The sequence below is a fragment of the Silanimonas lenta DSM 16282 genome (assembly GCF_000429065.1).
GTDB classification, from domain to species: domain Bacteria; phylum Pseudomonadota; class Gammaproteobacteria; order Xanthomonadales; family Xanthomonadaceae; genus Silanimonas; species Silanimonas lenta.
On sequence record NZ_KE386844.1, the window covers coordinates 312,258 to 336,318 of the forward strand.

The following is a 24,061-nucleotide window of genomic DNA, read 5'->3' on the forward strand; positions in this document are numbered from 1 at the left end:
GGTCAGCAGTCCTTACAAGGCCGCCTCACAGCGGCATGTTCATGACGTCCTGATAGGCCTGCACCAGGCGGTTGCGCACCTCCACCGTGGCGCGGAAGGCCACCGAGGAGGCCTGGGCGGCGACCATCACCCGGGCCAGATCGGCCCTGGGGTCGCCACGTTCGAAGGCGGCCTGCAGCTCGCGGGTCTGGGCCTGCAGGGTGTTCACTTTGCGGATCGCGTTGCCGAGCGCCTCGCCGAAGCTCGGCGCCGCCACCGCCGGGCTGGCCCCCAGGCCGGTTGCCGCCGGCGCGGCGCCGGGAGCGGCGGGGCCGGCCGCACCCGCAGCTCCCTGCAGGCTCGCCATCTGCGCCTGGTAGCTGCGGATCTGCGACAGCACGGAGCTGATGGCGTCGGTCATGGCATGGCGGCATCGGACAGGCAGGTGCGGGGGAGGCTGCAAGCCGCGTGCCAGCCGCCACCGCCACCGGGCCGACGTCAAACCGCCGGGCCGGCATGCGAGCATGGGGGCATGTCGGCGCATGTCTCCGATCTCACCGCCTCGCTGCTGGCCGGCTGGGGCCCGGGCACGGTCTCGCCGTGGATCGCCGCGGTCTGGGGCGTCTACGTGCTGGTGCTGGCGCTGTGGATCGTGCGCCAGCGCCGCGAGCCGGTGGCCACCCTGGCCTGGCTGCTGGCCCTGGCCTGGCTGCCGGTGCTGGGCTGGGCGGTGTACTGGTGGCTGGGGCCGCAGCGCATCCGCCGCCGCCGCCTGAAGCGCCAGCGTGCCCGCAGCGCCTTCCACCGCGCCCCACTGCCGCGGCCAGGGGAGATGGTGGCCGACGGCCGCGAGCGGCTCATCGAGGCGAGCACCGGCGTGGCCCCCACCCAGGCCTGCCGGGTCGATCTCATCACCGGCGGCGAATCCACCTTCGAGGCCCTGTTCAGCGCCATCGCCGCGGCCCGGCATTCGATCCACCTCGAGTACTACATCTTCGAGCCGGACAGCGTGGGCACCCGCCTGCGCGACCTGCTCGCCGCCCGCGCCCGCGCGGGCGTGGCGGTGCGCCTGCTGCTCGATGGCCTGGGCTCGCGGCGCTGCTCGCCGCGCTTCCTCGCCCCGCTGAGCGCCGCCGGGGCGGAGGTGGCGTGGTTCCATCCGCTGCGTCTCGGCCACCTGGTGTGGCGACCCACCCTCAATCTGCGCACCCACCGCAAGATCGCGGTGATCGATGGCCGGATCGGCTTCACCGGCGGGGTGAACATCTCCGACAGCCAGAGCGAGCGCGCCTCGGCCGCGGCCTTCCACGACCTGCACCTGCGCATGGAGGGCGAGGTGGTCTCGGCCCTGCAGCTCGCCTTCGCCGAAGACTGGCATTACGCCACCGGCCGCCTGCTCACCGCCGCCGCCGACTGGCCGCCGCAGCCGCCCGGTGGCATCCGCTGCCAGCTGGTGCCCTCCGGCCCCGACAACCCGCTGGCGCCGATCCACCGGCTCTACGTGGATGCCCTGCACACCGCGCGCCAGCGGGTGTGGATGATGACCCCCTACTTCGTGCCGGACGCCGCGGTGCTGCTGGCGCTCACTTCGGCGGCCCTGCGCGGGCTGGACGTGCGCCTGCTGCTGCCCAACCGCAACGATTCGCGGGTGGTGCGCGCGGCGGCGCGCAGCTTCTACCCCGAGCTGCTGGCCGCCGGGGTGCGGGTGTTCGAGTTCCAGCCGCGCATGCTGCACGGCAAGGCCCTGCTGGTCGATGGCGATACGGCCATCATCGGCAGCGCGAATGTCGATCCGCGCAGCTTCTGGCTGAACTTCGAGCTCTCGGTGCTGTTCCGCGACACTGCCGTGGCCGCGGCCCTGGAGCGGCGCATCGCCGCTGATCTCGCGCAGTCGGCAGTGGTGCCGCCCGGCTGGCAGCCCGGCGGCTGGCGCGCCTATGCCGACAGCTTCGCCCGCCTGCTGGCGCCGGTGCTCTGAACCCGCGGCGCCCCGCCGGCCACAGGCACTAGACTGGAAGCCCCTCCGCCCCGAGGCCCTCCGATGCCCTGGCTCGCCTACGCCGCCGCGCTCACCGCCTTCGCCCTCGCCCTCCTGCCCCGCCTCGGCAGCATCGCGGTGCTGGCCTGCCTCGGCCTGGCGCTCGGCCTGCTGCTCGCCGGCACCCTCGCCTGGCTGCGCCAGCGCGAGGCGCGGCTGGTCTCGGCCCGGCTGCTCGACGAGGCCGAGCTGCAGCGGCTGCGGGCTCAGCTCGAGGCCCTGGGGCCCGAACCCCGGGGCCTGCCCCTGCGGCAGGCCTCCGAGCAGTAGACCACCTGCTCCCAGTCGCGCTCCCACTTCTTCCGCCACTGGAAGGGCCGCTGGCAGGCCGGGCAGGTCTTCTCCGGCCGCGCTGGCCGCCGCGACTCACGCCTCGGCACGGACCACCCGGTTGCGGCCGAGACGCTTGGCCTCGTAGAGCGCCTGGTCGGCACGGCGCAGCAGGCTCATCGGCAGCTCGCCGCGCGCCGGGTACATCACCGCCACTCCGATGCTGATGGTGACCCCGATCCGGGCCCGACCCACCACCTCGCAGAGCCGTTCGGCGCGCTGCTCCGCGGCCGCGGCATCGGTGCCCGGCAGCAGCAGGGTGAACTCCTCGCCGCCGTAGCGGGCCAGCATCTCGAGCGGCGGGGAAAGGCCGGTGCGCAGCAGGGCGGCCACGTCCACCAGCACCCGGTCGCCCTCGAGATGGCCGTGATGGTCGTTGTAGCGCTTGAAGTGGTCGACATCGATCATCAGCGCCGAGAGCGGCAGGTCCTGCTCGGCGCAGCGCGCCCACTCGCGGGCCAGCGCCTGCTCCAGGGCGCGGCGGTTGTGCAGGCCGGTGAGCGGGTCCTCCACCGCCATCTCCGCCAGCCGGGCATTGGCCCGTTCCAGTTCCAGGGTGCGGTCGGCGATGCGCTGTTCGAGCAGGCGGTTCTGCGCCTCCACCCGCGCCAAGCGCCGGCGGCCGAGCGCGCGCGAGGCCCAGACCATCAGGGCGCCGAAACCGGCGAGGGCGAGGATGCGCAGCAGTGGTTCTTCGTGCAGGCGCGGGGTCACCAGAAGGCGCAGGCGCAACGGGGCGATGGCGCGGCCGCTGGGCAGCTGGCCCTCCACCTCCAGCAGGTATTCCCCGGGGTCGAGACCACGGATCGAAAGATCGCGGTCGGCCCAGTCGGAGAAGTCCGGCACCAGCGGCATCAGGCGGTAGCGGAAACGCGCCCCGGGCTCCAGGCTCTTCAGGGTAAAGCGCATCCGGATCGGCTCCTGCGAGCGCAGTTCGAGGGCTCCGCGCAGCACCTCGCCGAGGCGGGGGGCTTCACCCGGCGGAGCCACCACGAGCTGGTCGAACTCCACCGCCAGCGGCGGCAGGGCCGGCACCGGGCCGTCCGGGGCGTACTGCAGGATGCCGTTCCACACCGGCACCCGCAGCACGCCGCCGCGGCTCACCCGCGGCAGACCGAAGCCGGTACTGGCCCAACCACCGACATGGACCCGCTCCCAGGCGAGCGTAGCCGCTGGCCGCAGCAGCAGGTCGCGCGGGGTCACCGCGAACAAGCCCATCGGGGTTTCCACCACACTGAGCTTGCCCGGCTGCACCAGGCTGGCGATCCACTCCGGGGTCGGCGCCTCGACGAAGCGCTCGGCGCTGCGGTCGAAGCGGTAGGTGCGCCCCTTCGACCAGGCCGAGAGCTCGCCATCGACGAAGTACAGCTTGGGCCGGTCGGGCCCGTCGATGGGCAGGCCCTGGTCGGCGCCGAAGGCCTCGTCGGACTGCCGGGTGGCGGTATCGAGCTCGATCCGCCAGCGCCGCGGCGCGCCGCGGTCGTCGCTGAGCCAGAACTCGCCCGGGGCGGTCTGCACGAGATCGATCACCGCCATGCCCTCCAGTGGCCAGCGACGGCGCAGCTGCCAGCCCTCGGGGCCGGTGCGGGCGAGCAGGAAGAAGGCATGGTCGGACACCGCCACCGCAAGATCGCTGCGGCCGCGCACCGGCTGCACCAGCAGCACCGCCTCGCCGTCGTGCAGTACCGTCGGCTCGCGCTGGCCCGGTCGCAGCTGGCGCAGGCCATTGCGCTCGGCCACCAGCAGGTGGCGCTCGTCGGCCAGCAGCATGTAGGTCTCGAGCTCGGCCCAGGGCAGGGCCTCGGCCCGCACACCGCCCTGGCCGTCGGCCTGCAGGCGGAACAGGCCGCGGGCGCTGGCCACCCAGAGCGCGCCGTCGAACTCGGCGGTATCGGCCACCACCCCGCGGATGCCATGCCGGCGGTCGAGGACCGACCAGGGCGAGGGCATGACGAGACGCAGCACCTCGGTATCGGTCACCGCCCACAGCCCGCCTTCGTTGTCGCGGGCAAGGTCGAGCAGCGAGTGTTCACCGAGCTCGACCCGCTGCCGCAGGCGCAGCCCGGCATCCACCCACAAGAGCTCTCCATCCAGCGTGGAGACGAGAAAGCCCCCGCCATCGAGGCCGATCGCGGTGTACACCGACAGCGCCCCGCCCGGCCAAGGCAGGGCGAGCTCGGTGCCGTGGTCGTCGAGCCGCCAGACCCCGCTGCCGGCCACCACGAAGCGGCTGCCGCCCCAGCCCAGCACGGCCGCCACCGGGGTGTCGGCGAAGGTCTCGCCCCCGGGGAACAGCTGATGTTCGCCGCCCCGCAGGAACCCCAGGCCGCGGCCCTGGATGCGGGCATAGAGCTCGCCGCCGAAGCTGAGCAGCGAACGCATGTCCGGCCCCAGCGGCCAGCTGCGGGTATCGCCGCCACGCGCCGGCAGCAGGTGCAGGAAATGCTGCGACTGCAGATAGATGCCGTCCGGCGTCTCGAGGATTTCCCACACCGGCCCGAGCCGGCGGTCGGCCTCGGGCAGGCCGCTCGTGGCGAGAAGGTCGACGTAGCGGTAGCCCTGCAGCGGATCGAGCTCGAGCCGGCCGTAGGTGTCGTTGCCGCCCACCATCACCGTGCCATCGGCCAGCCGCCGCACCAGGGTGGCATTCACCCCCACCGGCAGCGGCACGGTGCTCCATTCCACCCCGTCGTAGACCAGCACCCCGTCGGCCGAGGCGACATAGACCTTGCCCGGCGCGGTGGCCACCGACCACAGGGCGGGCGTGGCGCGGTAGACCTCGGGGCCGATCCGCTGCAGGATCGGCGCGCCCTGCAGGCCGCGGGCGGTGACCGCGGTGGCTGGCCCCGGCTCCGCGGCCGGGGCAGGGGCGGGCCACGGGGCCGCCAGCAGCCCGAGCCAGGCAAGGCAGGCAAGACGGCGGGCAAGGGCGGACAGGCCGGGCATGGGGCGATTATGCGCATGCCCGCTTCCGCTAGGATGCCGGGCGCCGTCACGCCCGTCCCGCCCCGATGACCCTGCTCAGCGTCAACGTCAACAAGATCGCCGTGCTGCGCAACTCGCGCGGCGGCACCCTGCCCTGCCCGCGGGCCCTGGCCCTGCACTGCGTCGAGGCCGGGGCCCGGGGCATCACCGTGCATCCGCGGCCCGACCGCCGCCACATCACCGCCGAGGACGTGCAGGCCATCGCCGCCGCCCTGCCCGCCGGGGTGGAGTTCAATATCGAGGGCAATCCTTTCGCCCCGCCGCGCCCCGGCTACCCCGGCCTCCTGGCCCTGGCCCGCGAGGCCCGGCCGGCGCAGGTCACCTTCGTACCGGATGCCGACGGCCAGCTGACCTCCGACCACGGCTTCGACCCCGCGGCCCTGCCCCCTGCGCTGGCGGACGAGATCGCGGCCTTCCGCGCCCTGGGCTGCCGGGTCTCGCTGTTCGTCGATCCCGGCACCCTCCGGCTCGACCCGATCCGCGCCGCCGGCGCCGAGCGCATCGAGATCTATACCGGGCCCTATGCCGCCGCCTTCGGCCAGCCGGGCGAGGCTGCCGCCCTTGCCGACTGCCAGGCCACGGCCCGGGCCGCCCAGGCCCTCGGCCTCGGGGTGAATGCCGGCCATGACCTCTCGCAGGCCAATCTCGGGCGCTTCCTCGCCGCCGTGCCGGGTGTGCTCGAAGTATCGATCGGCCATGCCCTGGTGGCCGAGGCCCTGGTGGAGGGCCTGGCCGAAACGGTGCGCCGCTACCGCGCCATCACCGGCGGCTGAAGGCGCAAAAAGCCCAGGCAGCACCGCGGCCCAGTCCGGGCGGCAGGCCACGCCCCGCTGCCCGGAGGCTTGCCGCGGCAATGAAAAAACGCCGCCCCGAAGGGCGGCGTTTCCACTCCCTGCCTCGGGCGGCGAGGCCGCCCAGGCTCACTGCGGGGTCTGGTCGACGAAGGCGATCTTCTCGAGCCGGGCATTCTTCGCCCGCGCCAGCACCTTGGCCAGCACCTCGTACTCCGCAGCCGGATCGACCTCGACCTCAATGCGCGGCTGTTCGTCCACCGGCAGGAGCTGGGTGCGCACCTGCGAGATGTCCTCGAACTGCGCCTGCAGGGTGGCCATCGGCGCCGGGGTGTTGTTGAGCAGCACCTCGCCGGAGGAGGTGATCTTGAGCGACACCGGCGGCGGCGGCTCCTTCGGGTTCTCCGGCGGGTTGGGGCTGCGCTGCGGCAGGGTGATGTTGATCCACGAGGCCGGCGTCGGCGCCGTCACCATGAAGATGATGAGCAGCACCAGCAGGATGTCGATCAGCGGCACCACGTTCATGTCGGCCTTGGGGCCGGAACCGGAACCTGCGGAAAAGGCCATGGATCAGCTCTCCGGCTCGGAAATGTAGTTGATCGAACGCATGCCAGCCACGCGCACCCGGGTGGTCACGTCCTGGATCAGGGCGTAGCGGGTTTCCTTGTCGGCGCGCAGCAGCACCTCCGGCTGCGGCGTCTTCTGCGCCTCCACCGCCAGGCGGGCGTCGAGGGCGTCCTTGCTGGCCAGCTCCTCGTCACCCCAGAACACCGTGCCGGCCTCGCGGACGGTGATGGTGATCGGCGTGACCTTCACCGAAGGCGGGCGCTCATCGACGCTCGCCTTCGGCAGCTCGACGCGCACGTTCTGCGACACCGAGGCGGTGACCATGAAGATGATGAGCAGCACGAGCATCACGTCGACCAGCGGCACGACGTTCGGCTCGTTGAAGCCGCCTGCGTTGTCGGAATCGGCACTGAAGGCCATCGAGGGATCTCCCTGGCTGGGGGCGCGAGGCCCCCCTTAGCGCTTGTCCCCGCCCACGCGGGCGCCGGTGGCGAAGAAGTCGTGCAGGTCGTGCGCGAAGGCGTCGAACTGCGCGATCAGCTTGCGGTTGATGCGGTTGAAGTAGTTGAACGCGATCACCGCCGGGATGGCCACGGCAAGACCGATGGCGGTCATGATCAGCGCCTCGCCCACCGGGCCGGCCACCGCCTTGATCGAGCTCTCGCCCGAGGCCGAGAGGCCGACCAGGGCCATCAGGATGCCCCACACGGTGCCGAGCAGACCGACGAAGGGCGCGATGGCGCCGGTGGTGGCGAGCCAGGTCTGGCCGTCCTCCAGCGACTGCGACTCACGGGCCACCGCCTGGCGCAGGGCGCGGTCGATGAACTCCGAGCGGTTCAGGGCCTCGGCGAGGCGGCCTTCCGACTTCTGGTGGTGGGCGGCGGACTGGGCGCAGTCCAGCGCGATCTTCGAGAACGGCTCCCAGCCCGGCTGCTCCTCCATGAAGCGGATCGCTTCCTGGGCATTGCTGGTCTGCCAGAAGGTGCCGGTCACGCGGTCGGCGCGGCCACGGATGCGCAGGAGCTTGATGCTCTTCATCACCGTGTAGTACCAGGACACGATCGACATGATCACGAGGGCGATGAACACGGCCCAGTTGACCGGACCCATGTGGTCCATCACGGCCTGGAAGCTGAAGTCGGCCCCCGTGTCCGGCTGCACCGTCTGCGCCGCGGTGGCGGGAGCGGTCAGCGGGATGTTGGTCGCGACCGAAGCCGCCGGAGCAGCGGCCTCAGCCGCCGGCGCGTTGGTGGTGTTGTCCTGCAGCATACGTGGATACCTTCGGTTGGATTAGCAGGGAGGAGTGAAGTTGACGGGGACGAGGACCGCGCCACCGACCGGCTGGCCATTGCGCAGACCGGCCTTGAAGGTCCAGCGGCGGGCGGCGTCCATGGCCGCGCGGTCGAGGTTGCGGTTGCGGCTGGTGCGCTCGACATCGACCTCGAGCACGTTGCCCTGGGCGTCGATGGTCACGCGCAGCATCACCTCGCCACCGATACAGCGGCGGGCTTCCTGCGGCGGATAGCGCGGCGGGTTCAGGCGGCGGCCGGCGATGTCCTCGGAGGGCGCGAAATCGCTCGGCGGGGCCGGCGGGGCCGGCGGGGCCGGCGGCGGCGCCTGGATGTCGAGGGCGCTGGCATCATCGAAGACCACCGGCGGCTCTTCCGGCGGCGGCGGCACGGTGGTGGGGGTGACCGGCGTCTGCACGATCTTCTGCACCACCTTGGGCGGTTCCGGCGGCGGCGGCGGCGGCGGCGGCGGCGGCGGCGGCGGCTCGATGAAGCTGACGTTCACCACCCGCTCCACCTCCTCCTCGGCGGCCTGGTTGTTGATCGGCACCAGGAGGGCAAGGCCGCCGGCCACGTGCAGGGCGATGGCGAAGGCCAGGCCGATGGTCCGCGGCCAGCTGAAGGGCGCGGGGACGCGGGTGCCGTAGATGCGATTGTCCGTCATGCGTAGAGCCGGCTCGGGAATTGGGGACCCGCCCGCGGGCGGGCCGTCAATAGTACGGGATGAATGCGGCGCTGGATACCGCGAATGGCCCCGGAAATGTGAAGGGATCAGCGCATCTGCTGCAGCATGCGGTTGGCCTGGTCGCGGGTCTCGGCGTACTTGGCCGCCTCCTGCAGCGCGGCGCGGGCGCCGGCGCGGTTGTCGAGCTGGGCCTCGGAACGGGCGATCACCATCCAGGCATCACCGGGCTTGGACACGCCCTTGGCCAGGGCGGCCCGGGCGGCATCGCGGGCCTTGGCGTCCTCGCCCTCGCCGGAGAGCACCTTGGCGAGGTTGAGGCCGGTGTCGCCCTTGGGATCCAGGGCCGCGGCCTCGGTGTAGGCGGCGATGGCCTTGGGGATGTCCTCGGAGAAGTAGGCGGCCTGGGCCAAGGCATTCAGGGTCTGCAGGTCGCGGTTCAGGACGCCCTTGGCGAGGCCTTCCTCGATCACGGCGATCACCTCGCGCTCCTTGCCCTCGGCATTGAAATAGAGCGAGTAGAGCGTCTGGTAATCGCGCGATTCGGTGAGCAGCCCCTTGGCGCGGGCGCCCTCGACGAGGGCGATGGCGCGGTCCTGCTGGCCAAGATCGAGATAGGTGGAGGCCAGGGCGAAGACCATGCGCTTGTCGTCCGGCGCCGCGGCCAGCAGTTCCTCGCCCACGGCCACCGCCTCCTGCGCCCGGTCGAGCTCCATCAGCGAGGAGAACAGCAGCCGCTTCCATTCCGGCTTCGGCGAGGGCGAGAGGGCAATGGCGGTCTTCAGCGCATCGACGGCCTTGGCGAAGTCCTCGGCCTGGTGGTAGGCACCCGCCAGCATGTAGTGGTGGTCGGGATTCTTCGACTTCGACTCGGCGAAGAAGCGCTCCATGACGGCGATCGCTTCCGCGGCCTCGTCGTCGTTGAGATGGGCGATGGCGAGGTTGAGCATCACGCCGAAATGGCCGTTGTTGTCGAGGCCATTGGCCTCGATCGCCGTGCGGTAGTAGCCCTTGGCGGCGGCAAGATCGTCCATTTCCAGCGCAGCGGTGCCGGCGATCTGCGCGGCGAAGGCGCGCTCATAGGCATTCAGCCGGTCCTCGGCGAGCAGGCCATCGGCGAGACGGCGGGCCTTCTCCGGATCGTCGTCGTCGTTGATGGCCTTGACCAGCTGGTTGAACTGGCGCGAGTAGCGCGAGGAGATCTTCAGCCCGGGCTCGGTGCGGGTGGCCTCGGGATAGTTCGGCGCCGCCTGCTGGGCGCGGGCTTCCCGGGCCTCGCGGGCATTGGAGCGGCTGAGCTGCGCCTCGGCGGGCAGGGCGTAGACGGCCGCGGTGAACAGGGCGAGGCCGACGAGGAGGGAACGGGATGCGGACATGGCGGCTCCAGGCACGGGCAGCGACGAACAAGGCTGGCGAGGGTAAGGCTTGGAGTGGCCCGTACTCAAGCGAATTCCCGTCCGGACAAGGCCGTTCAGGCCGGTGTCACGCGGACGAAACGGCGCCTTAACGAACCCGGGACGCGGTCTTCAGCCCGTGGTGGCGAAGTTCGCCCGGGCGAAGGCCACCCGCTCGGCCGGGTCCTTCGACAGGCGGCCGGCCGCCTCCAGCGCCTGCACCTTGCGCAGCCGCGGCAGCAGGCCATTGGCATTGGCCATCTGGATGGCGAGCCCGGGGCGGGCATTGAGCTCGAGGATCAGCGGGCCCTTGTGCTTGTCGAGCACGAAATCGACGCCGATGTAGCCGAGGCCGGAAAGCTCGTAGCAGCGTGCCGCCATGTGCAGCAGCTCGTCCCAGCGCGGGATCGACAGGCCGACGATGCTGTGCTCGGTGTCCGGGTGGTCGCGGATGATCTCCGAGCCCCAGACCCCGCGCTTGGTGATGCCCGAGGGCAGGTCGATGCCGACACCGATCGCGCCCTGGTGCAGGTTGGCCTTGCCGTCCGAGAGCCGGGTCGGCAGGCGGATCATCGCCATCACCGGGTAGCCGAGGAAGACGATGATGCGGATGTCGGGCACGCCCTTGAAGCTGACCCGCTCGAAGATCGGGTCGAACTGCACGCAGTACTCGACCAGCAGGTGGTCGGGCTGGCCGCCGAGCGAGAACAGGCCCGAGAGGCCGTTGCTCAGGTGGTGCTCGAACTCCTCGCGGGCCATCAGGCTGCCGTTGGCACGACGGTACTTCTCGCCGCGGCGGCCGCTGATGACGAGGATGCCGTCACCGCCGGAGCCGTGCGCCGGCTTCACCACGAAGCTCTCGCGGTCCTTCAGCTTCTCGTGCAGCTCGCCGATCTCGTGCTCCTCGCGCACCACCGCATAGAGCTCGGGCACCGGCAGGCCGGCGGCCAGGGCCAGCTTCTTGGTGATCAGCTTGTCGTCCACCCGCGGGTAGAACTTGCGCGGGTTGTACATCAGCACGAACTCGGCATTGCGCCGGCCGATGCCGACGAGGCCGAGCCGGTTCAGCCGGCGGGCGATCTCGAAGGGATTCCACAGGCCCATGGCTCAGGCCTTCGGCGCGTCGGTGCCGGCGGCGGGCGGTGGCGCGATCGGGTCGGCCTCGCGGGCGAGCGCGCGGAAGCGTACCAGCTCGGTGAGGCGGTAGCCGGAGTAGCGGCCGAGCACCAGGGCGGCGGCGAACAGCCAGAGCAGGAACTCGGGATAGACATAGATCAGGTGCTCCAGCCGGTCCCAGCTCATCACCAGGTAGGCCATGGCCGCCACCACCATGGTGCCGATGCCTTCCTTGATCGCGGTGCCGGCGCCGCGCTCGTCCCAGGCCACCGACATGCGCTCGATGGTCATGGCCATGATCACCATCGGGAACAGGGCCACCGAGAGCCCGACCTCGAGATCCATGCGGTTGGCCAGCACCGAGATCAGGGCCATCAGCAGCACCACCATGATGAGGATGGCGGTGAGGCGGGGCACCAGCAGCAGGCGCAGGCGCTCGAGGTAGAAGCGCACCAGCAGGCCGGCGCCGACCACCAGCACGAACAGGGTGATGCCGGCCACCAGCGCGGTCTCGCGGAAGGCCAGGGCCACCAGCACCGGCATGAAGGTGCCGTAGGTCTTGATGCCGACGATGTTGCGCAGGATCAGCATCATGAAGGCGCCGATCGGCACCAGCAGCAGCACCTTGTACACCTCCTGCGCCTGCAGCGGCAGGGAGAGCAACGACCAGCGGATGTAGTTGGCGTCCTGCACCTCGAGCCGGCGCTGGGCCATGGCCATGGCATCGGCGAGGTTGTAGCCCACGGTGAAGCGCAGGCTGGGCCTGGCCTCGCTGTCGAGCACCAGGAGTGGATCGGGCGAGACGTTCCACAGCAGCAGGTCGGCGGGCAGGCCCTCGGCGGCGGTGCGCGGGTCGAGCAGCCGCCATTCGGTGCCGGTGTGCACCAGCAGCCAGGGCTCGATGCGACCCTCGCCGCCGCCTTCCACGAGGCGCAGGCCCTGCACCATGCGCGCCGGGATGTTGCGGATCGCGAGCAGGTCGACGATGAAGCGGGTACGCAGCTCGTCGTCGATCTCACCGGTGCGGTCGCGGCGGGCGTAGCGGTCGAGCAGCAGCTGGGCATCCTCGTCCGGGCTGGCGGTGAGGCGGCGGATCAGCTCGCGGGCGAAGGTGGTGATGTCGGCCGAGCGGTCGCGCACGCTGTCGAGCAGTTCCTGGGCGGCGAGCTGGTAGGGGCGCTCGAGCTCGGGCGGGGTGCGCAGTTCGGGCACCAGCTCCGGCAGCAGGGTGCCGACGGCGAGCTGCGAGCGCACGAAGGTGGCGCGGTAGTAGAGGTCCTGCTCGCCCACGGCGTTGCGCGTGGCCCACACCACCTTGCGGCCCTGGGCCTCGCGCTCCGGGATGCGCGAGTAGCCGCGGGCGACGAAGCGCTCGTCGAGCGCGATCCAGCCCGGGGTGAGGAAGGGCAGCTGCAGGTTGACCACGTTGGCACGGCGCTGCGGCTGGAACTCGACGTGCGCCTGCACCGTCCACACCTGCACCGTCTCGTCGGGCTGCAGCGGGAACTTGAGCACCTGCCACTTGTAGACGATGGCCGCGCTGGCGAGGGCAAAGATCGCGAACGCGAGGACGTAGAGGTGGCGCTTGCTCATTCGGCGTTCCGTGTCGGCCCGCGCGGCATCGGCGCGCGGGGTCGCGGCAGTGTACCCGAGGCCCCGTGCGGCCGGCGCGGCATCAGGCCGCCAGCACTAGGGCGAGGCCCAGGGCGTTGAGCAGGGCGTGGGCGAGGATGGCGGCGTCGACGCGCCGGGTGCGCAGGTAGAACAGGCCGAAGCCGAGGCCCATCAGCAGGTAGGTGCCAAGCGTGAGGCCCCAGGCCGGCAGCCCGCGCCCGGCCGGCAGCGGCTCGTGGACGAGGGCGAAGACGCAGGCGGTGACGAGCAGGCCCAGGAGCCCCCGCCCGGCGCGGGCGAAGCGTTCCAGCAGCACCCGGCGGAACACCAGTTCCTCGCCCACCGGCGCCAGCACCAGCACCGCGAAGGCGGTCAGCAGCGGCGCCTCTTCGAAGGCGAGGCGGATCAGCGGCACATTGCTGCCGGTGGTGGACAGGCCGATGGCCTCTCCCAGGCTAGCGAGCGCCACGGCCAGCGCCTGCAGGCCGAGGGCGAGCAGCAGGCTGGCTAGCAGCAGGCGGGCGCCCCTCGGCCCCTTTCCGGGTGCCGGCAGGCGCCGGCGGTGCAGGGCGTAGAGCACGGTGCCGGCGAGCGCGGTGCCGATGAGGCTGAGGGGAATGAAGCGCGCCGGCAGGCCGCCGAGGGCCGCGAGCGGCGGACCGGGATCGAAGCCGAGACGCTGGGCGAGGCCGAGGGCTAGTCCGAGCAGGAAGACCGTGGCGAAGACGAGGCCGGCGCCGAACAGCAGGTCGAGGCCGGTCCAGCCCGCCAGGGCCGGGAGACTCGAGGGGGCCGGCCGCGGGGGGAGGGCGGCGGCCGGCATCAGACGTCGAGATTGCCGACGCGCAGGGCGTTGTCTTCGATGAAGGCGCGCCGGGGCTCGACGATGTCCCCCATCAGGGTGGAGAAGATCTGGTCGGCGGCCACCGCATCCTCGATCCGCACCCGCAGCAGGCGCCGGGTCTCGGGGTTCACCGTGGTCTCCCAGAGCTGCTCCGGGTTCATCTCGCCCAGGCCCTTGAAGCGCTGGATGGTGCGGCCCTTCTTGGCTTCCTCGAGCAGCCAGTGCTGCGCCGCGGCAAAATCACGCACCGGCTGCTGGCGGTTGCCGCGCAGCACCATCGCGCCCTCGCCCAGGGCGAGTTCGGCGAGTTGCCGGGCGGTATCGGTGAGCGCCTTGAGCTCACCGGTGAGCAGCTGCGCGGCGGCGATGGTCTGGGTGCTGGTGAGGCCGTGGTGGCGCTTTTCGACCAGCAGCGCCCCGGGCTGGTCGCCGGCCTCGGCCTGGCCGCGCAGCCGGTACTGCGGCCGGCCGGGGCCGCGGGCCTCGAGCCTGGCGTTTTGTGCATCGCACCATGCAGCGAGCGCGCCGGCATCGGCGAACAGCGCGGGCGAGAGCGGCGGCGCCTGGTAGATCGCCTCCAGCACCGCGGCATCGATGCGGTGGCGGTGGCGCTCCACCGTCTCCTGGGCCGAGGCCACGGCCTGCATCAGGGCCTCGAGGGCGGCGCCGCGCACCGGCGGGGCGCCGGCGGCCGGCACCAGCTCGGCGCCCTCGATGGCGTTCTGGATCAGATAGGCGCTGAGTGCGTGGTCGTCCTTGAGGTAGAGCTCGGTCTTGCCCTGCTTCACCTTGTACAGCGGCGGCAGGCCGATGTAGATGTGGCCGCGCTCGATCAGCTCCGGCATCTGCCGGTAGAAGAAGGTGAGCAGCAGGGTGCGGATGTGCGAGCCGTCGACGTCGGCGTCGGTCATCAGGATGATGCGGTGGTAGCGCAGCTTGTCCGGGTTGTACTCGTCCTTGCCGATGCCGCAGCCCAGCGCGGTGATCAGGGTGCCGACCTCGGCCGAGGCGAGCATGCGGTCGAAGCGGGCGCGCTCGACGTTGAGGATCTTGCCCTTGAGCGGGAGGATGGCCTGGGTCTTGCGGTTGCGGCCCTGCTTCGCCGAGCCGCCGGCCGAATCGCCCTCGACGATGAAGAGCTCGGAGAGCGCCGGGTCTTTCTCCTGGCAGTCGGCGAGCTTGCCGGGCAGGCCGGCGATGTCCAGCGCCCCCTTGCGGCGGGTGAGTTCGCGGGCCTTGCGCGCCGCCTCGCGGGCGCGGGCGGCGTCCACCACCTTCTCGGTGATGATCCGGGCCTCCTGCGGATGCTCCTGCAGGAACTCCTGCAGCCGGGCGCCGACGATGGCCTCGACCACCGGCTTCACGTCGGAGCTGACCAGCTTTTCCTTGGTCTGGCTGGAGAAGCTGGGGTCCGGCACCTTCACCGAAATGATGGCGATCAGGCCTTCACGCATGTCGTCGCCGGAGAGGGCGACCTTGGCCTTCGCCGCGGTTCCGCTCTGTTCGATGTAGTTCGTGAGCGTTCGCGTCAGTGCGGCACGGAAGCCGGCAAGATGGGTGCCGCCGTCCTTCTGCGGGATGTTGTTGGTGAAGCAGTACACCGTCTCCTGGTAGGCATCGGTCCACTGCATGGCGATCTCCACCGTGATGCCGTTCTGCTCGCCGCTCATGGCGATCACCTGCGGGTGCAGCGGCGTCTTCACCGAGGCGAGATGCTCGACGAAGCTCTGGATGCCGCCCACGTATTCGAAGATCTCGTGCCGCCCCTCGCCGCGCTCGTCGATGAGCTCGATGCGCACCCCGGAGTTGAGGAAGCTGAGCTCGCGCAGGCGCTTGGCCAGCACGTCGAAGTGGAACTCGGTATCGGTGAAGGTCTCCTTGGAGGGCAGGAAGCGCAGGGTGGTGCCGCGCTTCTGCGAAGGCCCGACGGCCTTCAGCGGGTAGAGCGGCTCGCCATGGGCGTACTCCTGCTGGTGGTGCTGGCCTTCGCGCCAGATGTCCAGCCAGAGCCGCTCGGAGAGCGCGTTCACCACCGAGACGCCGACGCCATGCAGGCCGCCGGAGACCTTGTAGCTGTTGTCGTCGAACTTGCCGCCGGCATGCAGCACGGTGAGGATGACCTCGGCGGCGGAGCGCCCCTCTTCCTTGTGGATGTCGACCGGGATGCCGCGGCCATTGTCGGCCACCGAGCAGGAGCCATCGGCGTGCAGGGTGACCACGACCCGGTCGCAGTGGCCGGCCAGGGCCTCGTCGATGGCGTTGTCCACCACCTCGAAGACCATGTGGTGCAGGCCGGTGCCGTCGTGCACATCGCCGATGTACATGCCCGGGCGCTTGCGCACGGCCTCGAGGCCGCGGAGCACGGTGATGCTGGAGCTGTCGTAGGTCGGGGTGGCCGGGGTACCGCTGGTCTGTTCCGTCATGCCTTGCTCGCAGGCCGCCGCTCGGCAGACGCCGGCAGGCGGGATGGGGAGAGGGCCAACCGGAGGCCGGTGGAGGCCGTCCCGGCAGGGCGGAGCGGAAGTGCCGGGGCCGGTTGGAACGGCCTGATTATACCCCCTGCCCCCCGGGAGGCGGCGCGGCATCGGGAGCGGTCACGGGCGCTGCCAGCTGGGCGGAAAGCGGGCGGACCTTGCCCTGTTCCACGTGGAACACCGGCCAGTGGGCAGCCTCGGCGGGACAGGCCGCCGGCAGGCCGGTGCCCGTGACGAGGCATTGATACGGTGCCCGTGCCAGCCAGTGCAGAAGCCGGCCGAGGTGCCCGGCATCCAGTTCGGCCCCGAGATCATCAAACAGCAGCAGACTCGTAAGACCGCGGGCCTGCCTCAGGGCTTCGGCCTGGGCGAGGCAGAGGGCCAGGGCCACCAGCTTGGCCTGGCCCCGCGACCAATGCTCGGGCGGCACGCCGAAGGCCTCGCCAAACTGCAGGTCGGCGCGATGCGGGCCAATGGTGGTGTAGCCCAGTTCCCGGTCGCGGGAACGGTTGAGCAGCAGCAGGTCTTCCAGCGCCGAGTCCTCGGCCCGCCAGCCGGGCCGCAGGCCGAGGGGCGGGGGGGAATCCTCACACAGCCGGGGCCAGACGGCGGCCAGTGCCTGTTCCAGATACCCCGCCGCCGCCGCCCGCTGCCGGGTCATGGCATGGGCGCAGCGGCCCAGTTCCTGCTCCCAGGGCTCGAACTCGGCATCCGGCGCACCGCTGCGCAGCAGGGCATTGCGCTGCCGCAGGGCCCGGGCATAGCGGCGGGCGAGGGAAGAAAACCCGGGTTCGAGATGGAACACCAGCCAGTCGAGGGCACGCCGGCGTTCCTCGGCCGGACCTTGGGCCAGGGCCGAGGAGGCGGGGTGGAAACACAGCACTGGAAAGCCCTCAGCCAGGCCTCCAAGGGTCGAAAGCGCTTCGCCGTCCCGGCGGGCCGTCCAGTGCTCGCCGCCATGGCGCAGACCACTGACATGACCCTGGCCGGTGCCATCCCGCCAGTGGGCCACCACTTCGAGGGCCGTCTTCCCGCGCTGGATCAGGCCCTGGCCGGGCCGGGCCCGAAAGCTCCGGCCATAGCCCAGCAGGCACAGGGCTTCCAGCAGGCTGGTCTTGCCGGCCCCATTGGGTCCGGTCAGCCAGGCCGAACGCCCGGCCAGTTCCAGCTCGACACGGCCAAGGCAGCGCAGATGTTCCACGTGGAACCGGTCGATCCGCATTCCGCGCCCTCAGGCCTGCAAAGACGAACGCCCGGCAGGGCCGGGCGTCCAGAAAAAACGGCCAGGCAGGGAGCTCACAGGCGCAGCGGCATCACCACGTGGCGGCTGCGCTCGCTGTCCTTTTCCCGCACCAGCACCGAGGAGTTGGCATCGCGCAGCATCAGTACCACGGTCTCGCCCTTGAGAGCGCCGAGGGCATCCAGGAGGTAGGTGACGTTGAAGCCGATGGCAAGACCGTCGACCTGCGTCCTGGCCTCGAGTTCCTCCTGGGCCTCTTCCTGCTCGGGGTTGTGCGCCACGATGTGCAGACGGCCCGGCGAGGCCTCCAGCTTCACGCCGCGGAACTTCTCGTTGCTGAGGATGGCGGCGCGCTGCAGGGCCGAGCGCAACACTTCGCGGTCGAGTTCCACGGTCTTGTCGGCGCCGATCGGAATCACGGCCTCGTAGTCGGGGAAACGGCCATCGATCAGCTTGGAGGTGAAACTCACGTCCTCGCGGCGCATGCGCAGGTGGTTGCGCGCCAGTTCGAGTTCGATGATGCGCTCGCCGCCCTCAAGCAGGCGCTGCAGTTCCAGCACGCCCTTGCGCGGCACGATGATCTGCCGCTTGGTACCGCTGCCGCCGGGCAGGGCGGCCTCGCACAGGGCCAGACGATGGCCATCGGTGGCCACGCAGCGCAGGCTGTCGCCGCGCAGGTCGAGCAGCAGGCCATTGAGGTAATAGCGCACGTCCTGCTGGGCCATGGCAAAGGCGCTGCGCTCGATCAGGTCTTTCAGCAGGCCTTCGGTGAGCGAGACCCGTTCCACGCCTTCGAGGGCGTCGATGGAGGGGAAGTCGTTGGCGGGCAGGGTGGCGAGGGTGAAGCGGCTGCGGCCCGCCGAGACCGTGGCCTTGTCGCCACTCACCGAAACGCTGACGCGGCAGCCGTCGGGCAGGGCGCGGACGATTTCGTAGAGCTTTCGTGCGGGAATGGTGGTTTCGCCGGGCTCGGCATCTTCCACCACGGCACGGGCGACCATCTCGACCTCGAGATCGGTGCCGGTGAGCGCCAGCTCGACGCCCTGGACCTGCACCAGCAGGTTGGAGAGCACGGGGAGCGTCTGCCGGCGTTCGACGACGCCGACGACCTGCTGGAGGGGCTTCAGAAAGGCTTCGCGGGAGAGGGAGAAGCGCATGCGTCGGGGCCTGTATCCGTCGTTGGATAAATCGGTGCTTGGCGGTGGTAGAGCGCCCGGAAAGCCCGGGATAACGCGTCAAACCATTGATTTTGAAGGAAAAATTTTTCTTCGCGCTGTGGGGAAGCCGAGGAACAACTGTGTGGATAACCGTGGATGGCCGGGGCGCTGCGGCAGTTGTCCCAAGTTCTCCACAGGCTATGCACCCCTTGATCTGCGGCTATTCACTCCGTGAGTTTGCGCACCAGCTTGTCCCAGTCCTCGCACAGCTTGCCGTCGGTCTGCATCAGCTCGCGGATCACCCGGCAGCCATGCAGCACCGTGGTGTGGTCGCGGCCGCCGAAGGCATCCCCGATTTCCGGCAGGCTGTGCTCGGTGAGCTCCTTGGCGAGCGCCATCGCCAGCTGGCGCGGGCGCGCCAGCGAGCGGGTGCGGCGTTTCGACAGGAGGTCGGCCACGCGCAGCTGGTAGTAGTCTGCCACGGCCTTCTGGATGTTCGGGATGGAAATGGCCTGCTGCTGGGCCCGCAGCAGGTCGCGCAGGGTCTCCTGGGCGAACTCGACGGTGATCGGCTTGCCGAGGAAGTTGGCGCGGGCCGCCAGGGTGTTCAGGGCGCCCTCGAGATCGCGCACGTTGGAGCGCATGCGCTTGGCGATCAAAAGGGCCACGTCCTCGGGCAGCGGCACGTTGCGCGCCCGGGCCTTGGAGGCGAGGATGGCCGCCCGGGTCTCGAAGTCGGGCGGCTCGATGGCCACCGACAGGCCCCAGCCGAGGCGTGACTTCAGCCGCGGCTCCAGGTTCTCCACCTCGCGCGGGTAGCGGTCGCAGGTGAGGATGATCTGCTGCTTGCCGTCGAACAGCGCATTGAAGGTGTGGAAGAACTCCTCCTGGGTGGTGTTCTTGCCGGCGAAGAACTGGATGTCGTCGATCAGCAGCGCGTCCACGGTGTGGAACTGGCGCTTGAACTGGTCCATCGACTTTTCCTGCAGCGCCTTCATCATCGCCGAGAAGAACTGCTCGGAACGCAGATAGAGAACGCGCATACCGGGGTTGAGCGAGAGCATCAGGTTGCCGGCGGCATGCATCAGATGGGTCTTGCCCAGGCCCGTGCCGCCGTAGAGCAGCAGGGGGTTGTAGGCCCGGCCCGGGTTCTGCGCCACCTGCAGGGCGGCCGACTTGCCGAGCTGGTTGCTGCGGCCTTCCACGAAGTTCTCGAAGGTATAGGCCGGGTCCACCGTCGGCGCGAGCGGGGGTAGGGCCGGCCGCGCTGGCGTGCTGCCGGCAACGGTCTCCGGGGCGCTGCCGGGTTCGCGGCCGGTAGCGGGGCGCGGGGCGCTGCCCACCGTCACCTGCACCGGCAGCGGGGTACCGGCGAAGTGCGCCAGCAGCTCCTGGATGCGGGCGAGGTAGCGGTCGCGCACCGTGTCGACCACGAACCCGTTCGGCGCATAGAGGGTGAGGCCGTCGGCGCGGGCCTCGGCATGCAGGGGTTTCAGCCAGGTCTGGACGTCCTCGAGCGGCAGCTCGGCTTCCAGGCGTTCCAGGCAGAGGGGCCAGGCGGATTCCATAAGGCGGGGACGAGGCATTCCAGCCCGCGGCCGGAGCCGCGGCTGTGGATAAGTTGGGGATGGGCGGGCAGCATAGCGTTGCCGTCCCGCTCCGCCAAGCCGCGGATGGCTTGACGGAAAAACCGGGAGTGCGTAGGATCCCGCCTCTTTTCCTGCCCCATCGAACAGGTGACCCATGGCCACCAAGCGCACCTACCAGCCCAGCAACCTCAAGCGCAAGCGCGACCACGGCTTCCGCGCCCGCATGGCGACCGCCGAGGGCCGCAAGATCCTGTCGCGCCGCCGCGCCAAGGGCCGCAAGCGCCTCAGCGCCTGATCCCGGTGGCTTCGCCGCCGGCATGCGAGGCCTAGACGCCCGCTTTCCGGTCGAGGTCCGCGTCCGCAGCGGGCGCGAGTACCGCGAAGCCTTCGCCGACAGCCGGCGCGTGGCCACGCGCCACTTCAGCCTCCATCTGCGTTCCCGCGATGGGGGCTTTTGCCGTTTGGGAATGGCGGTGAGCCGCAAGGTCAGCCCCGACGCCGTGGTGCGCAACCGCATCAAGCGGCAGATCCGCGAGAGCTTCCGCCAGCGTCGCCACGGCCTGCCCGCCGGCGACTGCATCGTGGTGGCCCGGGTGGGGGCCGGAGCCCTCGGCAAGGCCGCCCTGCGCGCCGAGCTCGAGACCCTCTGGCAACGCCTGCTCGCGTTGCCGCCATCCCCGCCCGCCGGCACAATCGCCCCGGCCGCGACCCCGGGGCCCGAGCCCCCATCGTCTCCGCATTCCGAATCCCCATCCAGCCCCGCGCGCCCGTCGGCGCCAGCGGGCGAGTGACCGAATGAACCAGAACCGTGCCTTCCTCCTGTTCGCCTGGGTTGCCCTGGCGATCCTGCTCGCCTTCGAATGGACCCGCTTCACCGCCACGCCGCCCGCGGCACCGCCCGCGCCGCCGCCGACCGCCACGGTGGAGAGCAGTGATGCGGGGCTGCCGACCGCCGCCGACCTGCCGCAGGCCTCCGCCGCTCCGGTGGCTGGCGCGGTAGCGGTCAGCGACGGCCTGCCGACTCTGGCCGATGCTCCGGCGCCGGCCCTCGCCCCGGCCAGCCTTCGTTCCGCCGCTGGCCGCGAGCTCGAACTACTCACCGACGTGCTGCGCCTGCGCATCGACAGCCGGGGCGGCGCCCTAGTGTTCGCCGAGCTGCTCACCTATCCGGTGGACCAGGAAGACCGCAGCAAGGGCAATGTCATCCTGCTCGACCGCGAGGCTACTCGCTTCGAGGTGGCGCAGAGCGGCTGGCTCGCCGCCAGCCCCGCCCCCGGTGGTGATGCCCTGTGGACCTTCGAGCAGGAGGCTTCTCGCCTCGTCCTCGCCGAAGGGCAGGACCGGCTGGAGGTGCCGCTCGTCTGGCGCGACGAGGCCTCCGGTCTCGTCGCCCGCAAGATCTACACGCTGGAACGCGGCAGCTATGCCATCAGCGTGCGCCACGAGCTCGAGAACGCCGGCACGGCGGCCTTCAGCGGCAGCCTGTTCCACCAGATCCTGAAGCGCCCGCCGCCGCCGCCGGCCAAGAGCTCGATGTTCACCAACCCGGAGAGCTTCAGCTTCGTCGGCGCGGCCTGGTACACCGCCACCGATCACTTCGAGAAGCGCAAGTTCGAGGACTTCGCCGGCAAGGGCCCGCTCGACAAGGCCACCACCGGCGGCTGGTTCGCCATGCTGCGCCACCACTTCCTCTCGGCCTGGGTGCCGCCGAAGGACAAGGCGCACACCCTCTCCCTGCACACGGTGGAAGGCAACCGCTTCGCCATCCGCAGCGTGGGCCAGCCGCTGATGGTGGCTCCCGGCGAGCGCGTGGCGATCGATTCCATCCTGTGGGTGGGACCGAAGCTGCAGGCGCCGATGAAGGCCATCGATCCTACCCTGCCGCTCTCGCTCGACTACGGCATCTTCAGCTTCCTCGCCCAGCCGCTGTTCTGGGTGCTGAACTGGCTGCACGGCCTGTTCGGCAACTGGGGCTGGGCCATCATCGGCATCGTGGTGCTGCTGAAGCTGGTGCTCTATCCGGTCTCGGCCAAGCAGTACCAGAGCATGGCCCGTATGCGCGCCGTCGCCCCGCGCATCGAGCAGCTCAAGGAGCGCTATGGCGAGGACCGCATGAAGTTCAACCAGGCGATGATGGAGCTGTACCAGAAGGAGAAGATCAATCCGCTGGGCGGCTGCCTGCCGATGCTGGTGCCGATCCCGATCTTCCTCGCGCTCTACTGGGTGCTGCTGGAGTCGGTGGAGCTGCGCCAGGCGCCGTGGATCCTCTGGATCGACAACCTCACCGCGCCCGACCCCTACTTCATCCTGCCCGCGCTGAATCTCGCAGTGATGTGGCTGACGCAGAAGCTCACGCCCAGCCCGGGCATGGACCCGATGCAGAAGAAGATGCTGCAGTGGATGCCGGTGGTGTTCGGTGTGCTGTTCGCCTTCTTCCCCTCGGGCCTGGTGCTGTACTGGTTCACGAACGGCCTGCTCGGCCTGGCCCAGCAGTGGTGGATGACCAAGCGCTACGGCGAGACGCCGGCGCTGCCGGCCAAGGCGAAGTAAGCGCCGGAGGCAGGCCGGGGGTGTTGCGCGACACCATCGTCGCCATTGCCACGCCCGCCGGGCGGGCCGGCATCGGCGTGCTGCGGCTTTCCGGGCCGCGTGCCTTTGCCATCGCGGCGGCGCTCACCGGGCCTGCGGAGGCGGGCTTCGTGCCGCGCCCGCGCCATGCGCATTACCGGCGCTTCTGCGAGGCCGACGGCGAGGTGATCGACGACGGCCTGCTGATCGCCTTCCCGGCGCCCCACAGCTTCACCGGCGAGGACGTGGTGGAACTGCAGGGCCATGGCAATCCGCTGCTCCTGGCCCGGCTGCAGGCCCGCTGCGTGGCGCTGGGCGCCCGGCCGGCACGCCCCGGCGAGTTCAGTGAGCGCGCCTTCCTCGAGGGCAGGATCGACCTGGCCCAGGCCGAAGCGGTGGCCGACCTGATCGCCGCTTCCTCCGAGGCGGCCTTGCGCGCCGCGCGGCGCTCGCTCGACGGCGTGTTCAGCGCCCGCGTGGCCGAGGTGGTGGAAGCCCTCACGGCGCTGCGGGTGTATGTGGAGGCGGCGATCGATTTCCCGGAGGAGGAGATCGATTTTCTCGCCGCCGCGGAACTGCGCGAACGCCTGGCTGGGGTCGAGGCCCTGCATGCCGCCCTGCGTGCCGATGCCGCCCGCGGCCAGCGCCTCGTCGACGGCTTGCATGTAGTGCTGGTCGGTGCGCCGAATGCCGGCAAGAGTGCGTTGATGAATGCCCTCGCCGGCGCCGAGCGTGCCATCGTCACCCCGCTTCCCGGTACCACCCGCGATCTCTTGCGCGAAGTGCTGCGCCTCGAGGACATGGAGTTCACCCTAGTGGACACCGCCGGCCTGCGCGAGACCGCTGATCCGATCGAGCAGGAGGGCATCCGCCGTGCCCGGGCCGAGCGCCGGCGTGCCGACCTGGTACTGGCTCTGCTCGACGACCGCGAGGCCGAGGCCGCCCTGCCGCGGTTGGCCGCCGAGCTGGCCGCCGACCGCGAAGGCGATGTGCCGGGTCCGGCCCTGCTCTGGCTGCATACCCATGCCGATCTCACAGGGCGGCTGGGCGCGGAGGAGCGGCGTGCCGACGGCCTGCACCTGTGGATCGATGCCCGCCGCGGCGAGGGCCTGGAAGCCCTGCGCCGCACCCTGCGCGAGGCCGCCGCCGGCGAGGGCGCGGAGGGCAGCTTCTCGGCGCGGGCGCGGCATGTGGAGGCGATCGGGCGTGCCGGCCAGCATCTCGCCGCTGCCGCCGCGCAGCTCCGGGCCGGGCAGGGCGAACTCGCGGCGGAGGAGCTGCGGCTTGCGCAGGCGGCCTATGGCGAGATCACCGGCGCGGTGAGTGCCGATGCCCTGCTCGGCCGCATCTTCTCGAGCTTCTGCATCGGGAAGTGAGGCCGTCTTCGCGCCCGGTGCGGAGGGC

Annotated in this window: 22 protein-coding genes; 7 read left to right on the forward strand and 15 right to left on the reverse strand. The window is 70.8% G+C overall.

Annotation, left to right across the window (positions count from 1 at the left end):
* Positions 1-25: 25 nt before the first annotated feature.
* Positions 26-400, reverse strand: a complete 375-nt coding sequence (gene fliE / locus G408_RS0110070) for a flagellar hook-basal body complex protein FliE (RefSeq protein WP_028770986.1) — start codon at positions 398-400, stop codon at positions 26-28.
* 111 nt (positions 401-511) lie between these two features.
* Here fliE and cls point away from each other — a divergent pair, with 111 nt between their 5' ends.
* Positions 512-1,957 (forward strand): cardiolipin synthase, encoded by a 1,446-nt coding sequence (cls, locus tag G408_RS0110075; protein ID WP_084628196.1) that lies wholly within the window; start codon positions 512-514, stop codon positions 1,955-1,957.
* A 63-nt stretch (positions 1,958-2,020) separates the two neighbouring features.
* Positions 2,021-2,287 carry a hypothetical protein gene (locus G408_RS0110080; protein ID WP_028770988.1) on the forward strand — a complete coding sequence of 89 codons (267 nt, stop codon included), beginning with the start codon at positions 2,021-2,023 and terminating at the stop codon, positions 2,285-2,287.
* On the opposite strand, the gene G408_RS15165 is transcribed toward G408_RS0110080, so the two are convergent.
* Complete coding sequence (locus G408_RS15165) at positions 2,224-2,451, reverse strand: DUF2256 domain-containing protein (RefSeq protein ID WP_425423352.1); 228 nt, start codon at positions 2,449-2,451, stop codon at positions 2,224-2,226. The genes G408_RS0110080 and G408_RS15165 overlap by 64 nt on opposite strands.
* Positions 2,384-5,293, reverse strand: coding sequence for a GGDEF domain-containing protein (locus G408_RS14895; protein WP_028770989.1), 2,910 nt, complete (start codon positions 5,291-5,293; stop codon positions 2,384-2,386). Before G408_RS14895 ends, G408_RS15165 begins: the two co-directional genes overlap by 68 nt.
* Before the next feature lie 65 nt (positions 5,294-5,358).
* Here G408_RS14895 and G408_RS0110090 point away from each other — a divergent pair, with 65 nt between their 5' ends.
* Positions 5,359-6,105 (forward strand): pyridoxine 5'-phosphate synthase, encoded by a 747-nt coding sequence (locus G408_RS0110090; protein ID WP_028770990.1) that lies wholly within the window; start codon positions 5,359-5,361, stop codon positions 6,103-6,105.
* Between the two features lie 147 nt (positions 6,106-6,252).
* On the opposite strand, the gene G408_RS0110095 is transcribed toward G408_RS0110090, so the two are convergent.
* The 12 genes from G408_RS0110095 to dnaA all read right to left on the reverse strand — a co-directional run bounded on the left by G408_RS0110095 (position 6,253) and on the right by dnaA (position 20,068).
* Positions 6,253-6,690 carry an ExbD/TolR family protein gene (locus tag G408_RS0110095; RefSeq protein WP_028770991.1) on the reverse strand — a complete coding sequence of 146 codons (438 nt, stop codon included), beginning with the start codon at positions 6,688-6,690 and terminating at the stop codon, positions 6,253-6,255.
* Positions 6,691-6,693: 3 nt separating this feature from the next.
* A complete protein-coding gene (locus G408_RS0110100; RefSeq protein ID WP_028770992.1) occupies positions 6,694-7,110 on the reverse strand; it encodes an ExbD/TolR family protein in 417 nt (138 codons plus the stop codon).
* 36 nt (positions 7,111-7,146) lie between these two features.
* Positions 7,147-7,809, reverse strand: coding sequence for a MotA/TolQ/ExbB proton channel family protein (locus G408_RS0110105; protein WP_084628227.1), 663 nt, complete (start codon positions 7,807-7,809; stop codon positions 7,147-7,149).
* A gap of 171 nt (positions 7,810-7,980) precedes the next feature.
* Positions 7,981-8,643 (reverse strand): energy transducer TonB, encoded by a 663-nt coding sequence (locus G408_RS0110110; RefSeq protein ID WP_037412924.1) that lies wholly within the window; start codon positions 8,641-8,643, stop codon positions 7,981-7,983.
* A 107-nt stretch (positions 8,644-8,750) separates the two neighbouring features.
* Positions 8,751-10,037 (reverse strand): tetratricopeptide repeat protein, encoded by a 1,287-nt coding sequence (locus G408_RS14230; RefSeq protein ID WP_051282874.1) that lies wholly within the window; start codon positions 10,035-10,037, stop codon positions 8,751-8,753.
* Positions 10,038-10,187: 150 nt separating this feature from the next.
* Entirely contained in the window at positions 10,188-11,159 is a 972-nt protein-coding gene (locus G408_RS0110120) for an alpha-L-glutamate ligase-like protein (RefSeq protein WP_051282875.1), read from the reverse strand.
* 3 nt (positions 11,160-11,162) lie between these two features.
* Positions 11,163-12,764, reverse strand: a complete 1,602-nt coding sequence (locus G408_RS14235; RefSeq protein WP_051282876.1) for a UUP1 family membrane protein — start codon at positions 12,762-12,764, stop codon at positions 11,163-11,165.
* Between the two features lie 82 nt (positions 12,765-12,846).
* On the reverse strand, positions 12,847-13,608 hold the full coding sequence (locus G408_RS0110130; protein ID WP_028770996.1) for a CPBP family intramembrane glutamic endopeptidase: 762 nt from the start codon (positions 13,606-13,608) through the stop codon (positions 12,847-12,849).
* Entirely contained in the window at positions 13,608-16,052 is a 2,445-nt protein-coding gene (gene gyrB, locus G408_RS0110135; protein ID WP_028770997.1) for a DNA topoisomerase (ATP-hydrolyzing) subunit B, read from the reverse strand. The genes G408_RS0110130 and gyrB overlap by 1 nt, the downstream gene beginning before the upstream one ends.
* A 127-nt stretch (positions 16,053-16,179) precedes the next feature.
* Positions 16,180-17,325, reverse strand: a complete 1,146-nt coding sequence (recF, locus tag G408_RS14245) for a DNA replication/repair protein RecF (protein ID WP_051282877.1) — start codon at positions 17,323-17,325, stop codon at positions 16,180-16,182.
* Between the two features lie 74 nt (positions 17,326-17,399).
* Positions 17,400-18,500: a DNA polymerase III subunit beta gene (dnaN, locus tag G408_RS0110145; protein WP_028770998.1), complete on the reverse strand. Its 1,101-nt coding sequence runs from the start codon at positions 18,498-18,500 to the stop codon at positions 17,400-17,402.
* A gap of 224 nt (positions 18,501-18,724) precedes the next feature.
* The gene (gene dnaA / locus G408_RS0110150; RefSeq protein ID WP_028770999.1) at positions 18,725-20,068 is read right to left on the reverse strand and encodes a chromosomal replication initiator protein DnaA; all 1,344 of its coding nucleotides are present in this window, start codon (positions 20,066-20,068) and stop codon (positions 18,725-18,727) included.
* Between the two features lie 175 nt (positions 20,069-20,243).
* Here dnaA and rpmH point away from each other — a divergent pair, with 175 nt between their 5' ends.
* Genes rpmH through mnmE form a run of 4 tightly spaced genes read left to right on the forward strand, consistent with a single transcriptional unit; the run spans position 20,244 to position 24,033 of the window.
* Positions 20,244-20,384 (forward strand): 50S ribosomal protein L34, encoded by a 141-nt coding sequence (gene rpmH / locus G408_RS0110155; RefSeq protein ID WP_028771000.1) that lies wholly within the window; start codon positions 20,244-20,246, stop codon positions 20,382-20,384.
* Positions 20,385-20,406: 22 nt separating this feature from the next.
* Positions 20,407-20,880 carry a ribonuclease P protein component gene (gene rnpA / locus G408_RS14250; RefSeq protein WP_051282878.1) on the forward strand — a complete coding sequence of 158 codons (474 nt, stop codon included), beginning with the start codon at positions 20,407-20,409 and terminating at the stop codon, positions 20,878-20,880.
* Between the two features lie 4 nt (positions 20,881-20,884).
* Positions 20,885-22,639: a membrane protein insertase YidC gene (yidC, locus tag G408_RS0110165; protein ID WP_028771001.1), complete on the forward strand. Its 1,755-nt coding sequence runs from the start codon at positions 20,885-20,887 to the stop codon at positions 22,637-22,639.
* A 20-nt stretch (positions 22,640-22,659) separates the two neighbouring features.
* Positions 22,660-24,033, forward strand: coding sequence for a tRNA uridine-5-carboxymethylaminomethyl(34) synthesis GTPase MnmE (mnmE, locus tag G408_RS0110170; RefSeq protein WP_028771002.1), 1,374 nt, complete (start codon positions 22,660-22,662; stop codon positions 24,031-24,033).
* Positions 24,034-24,061 lie beyond the last annotated feature (28 nt).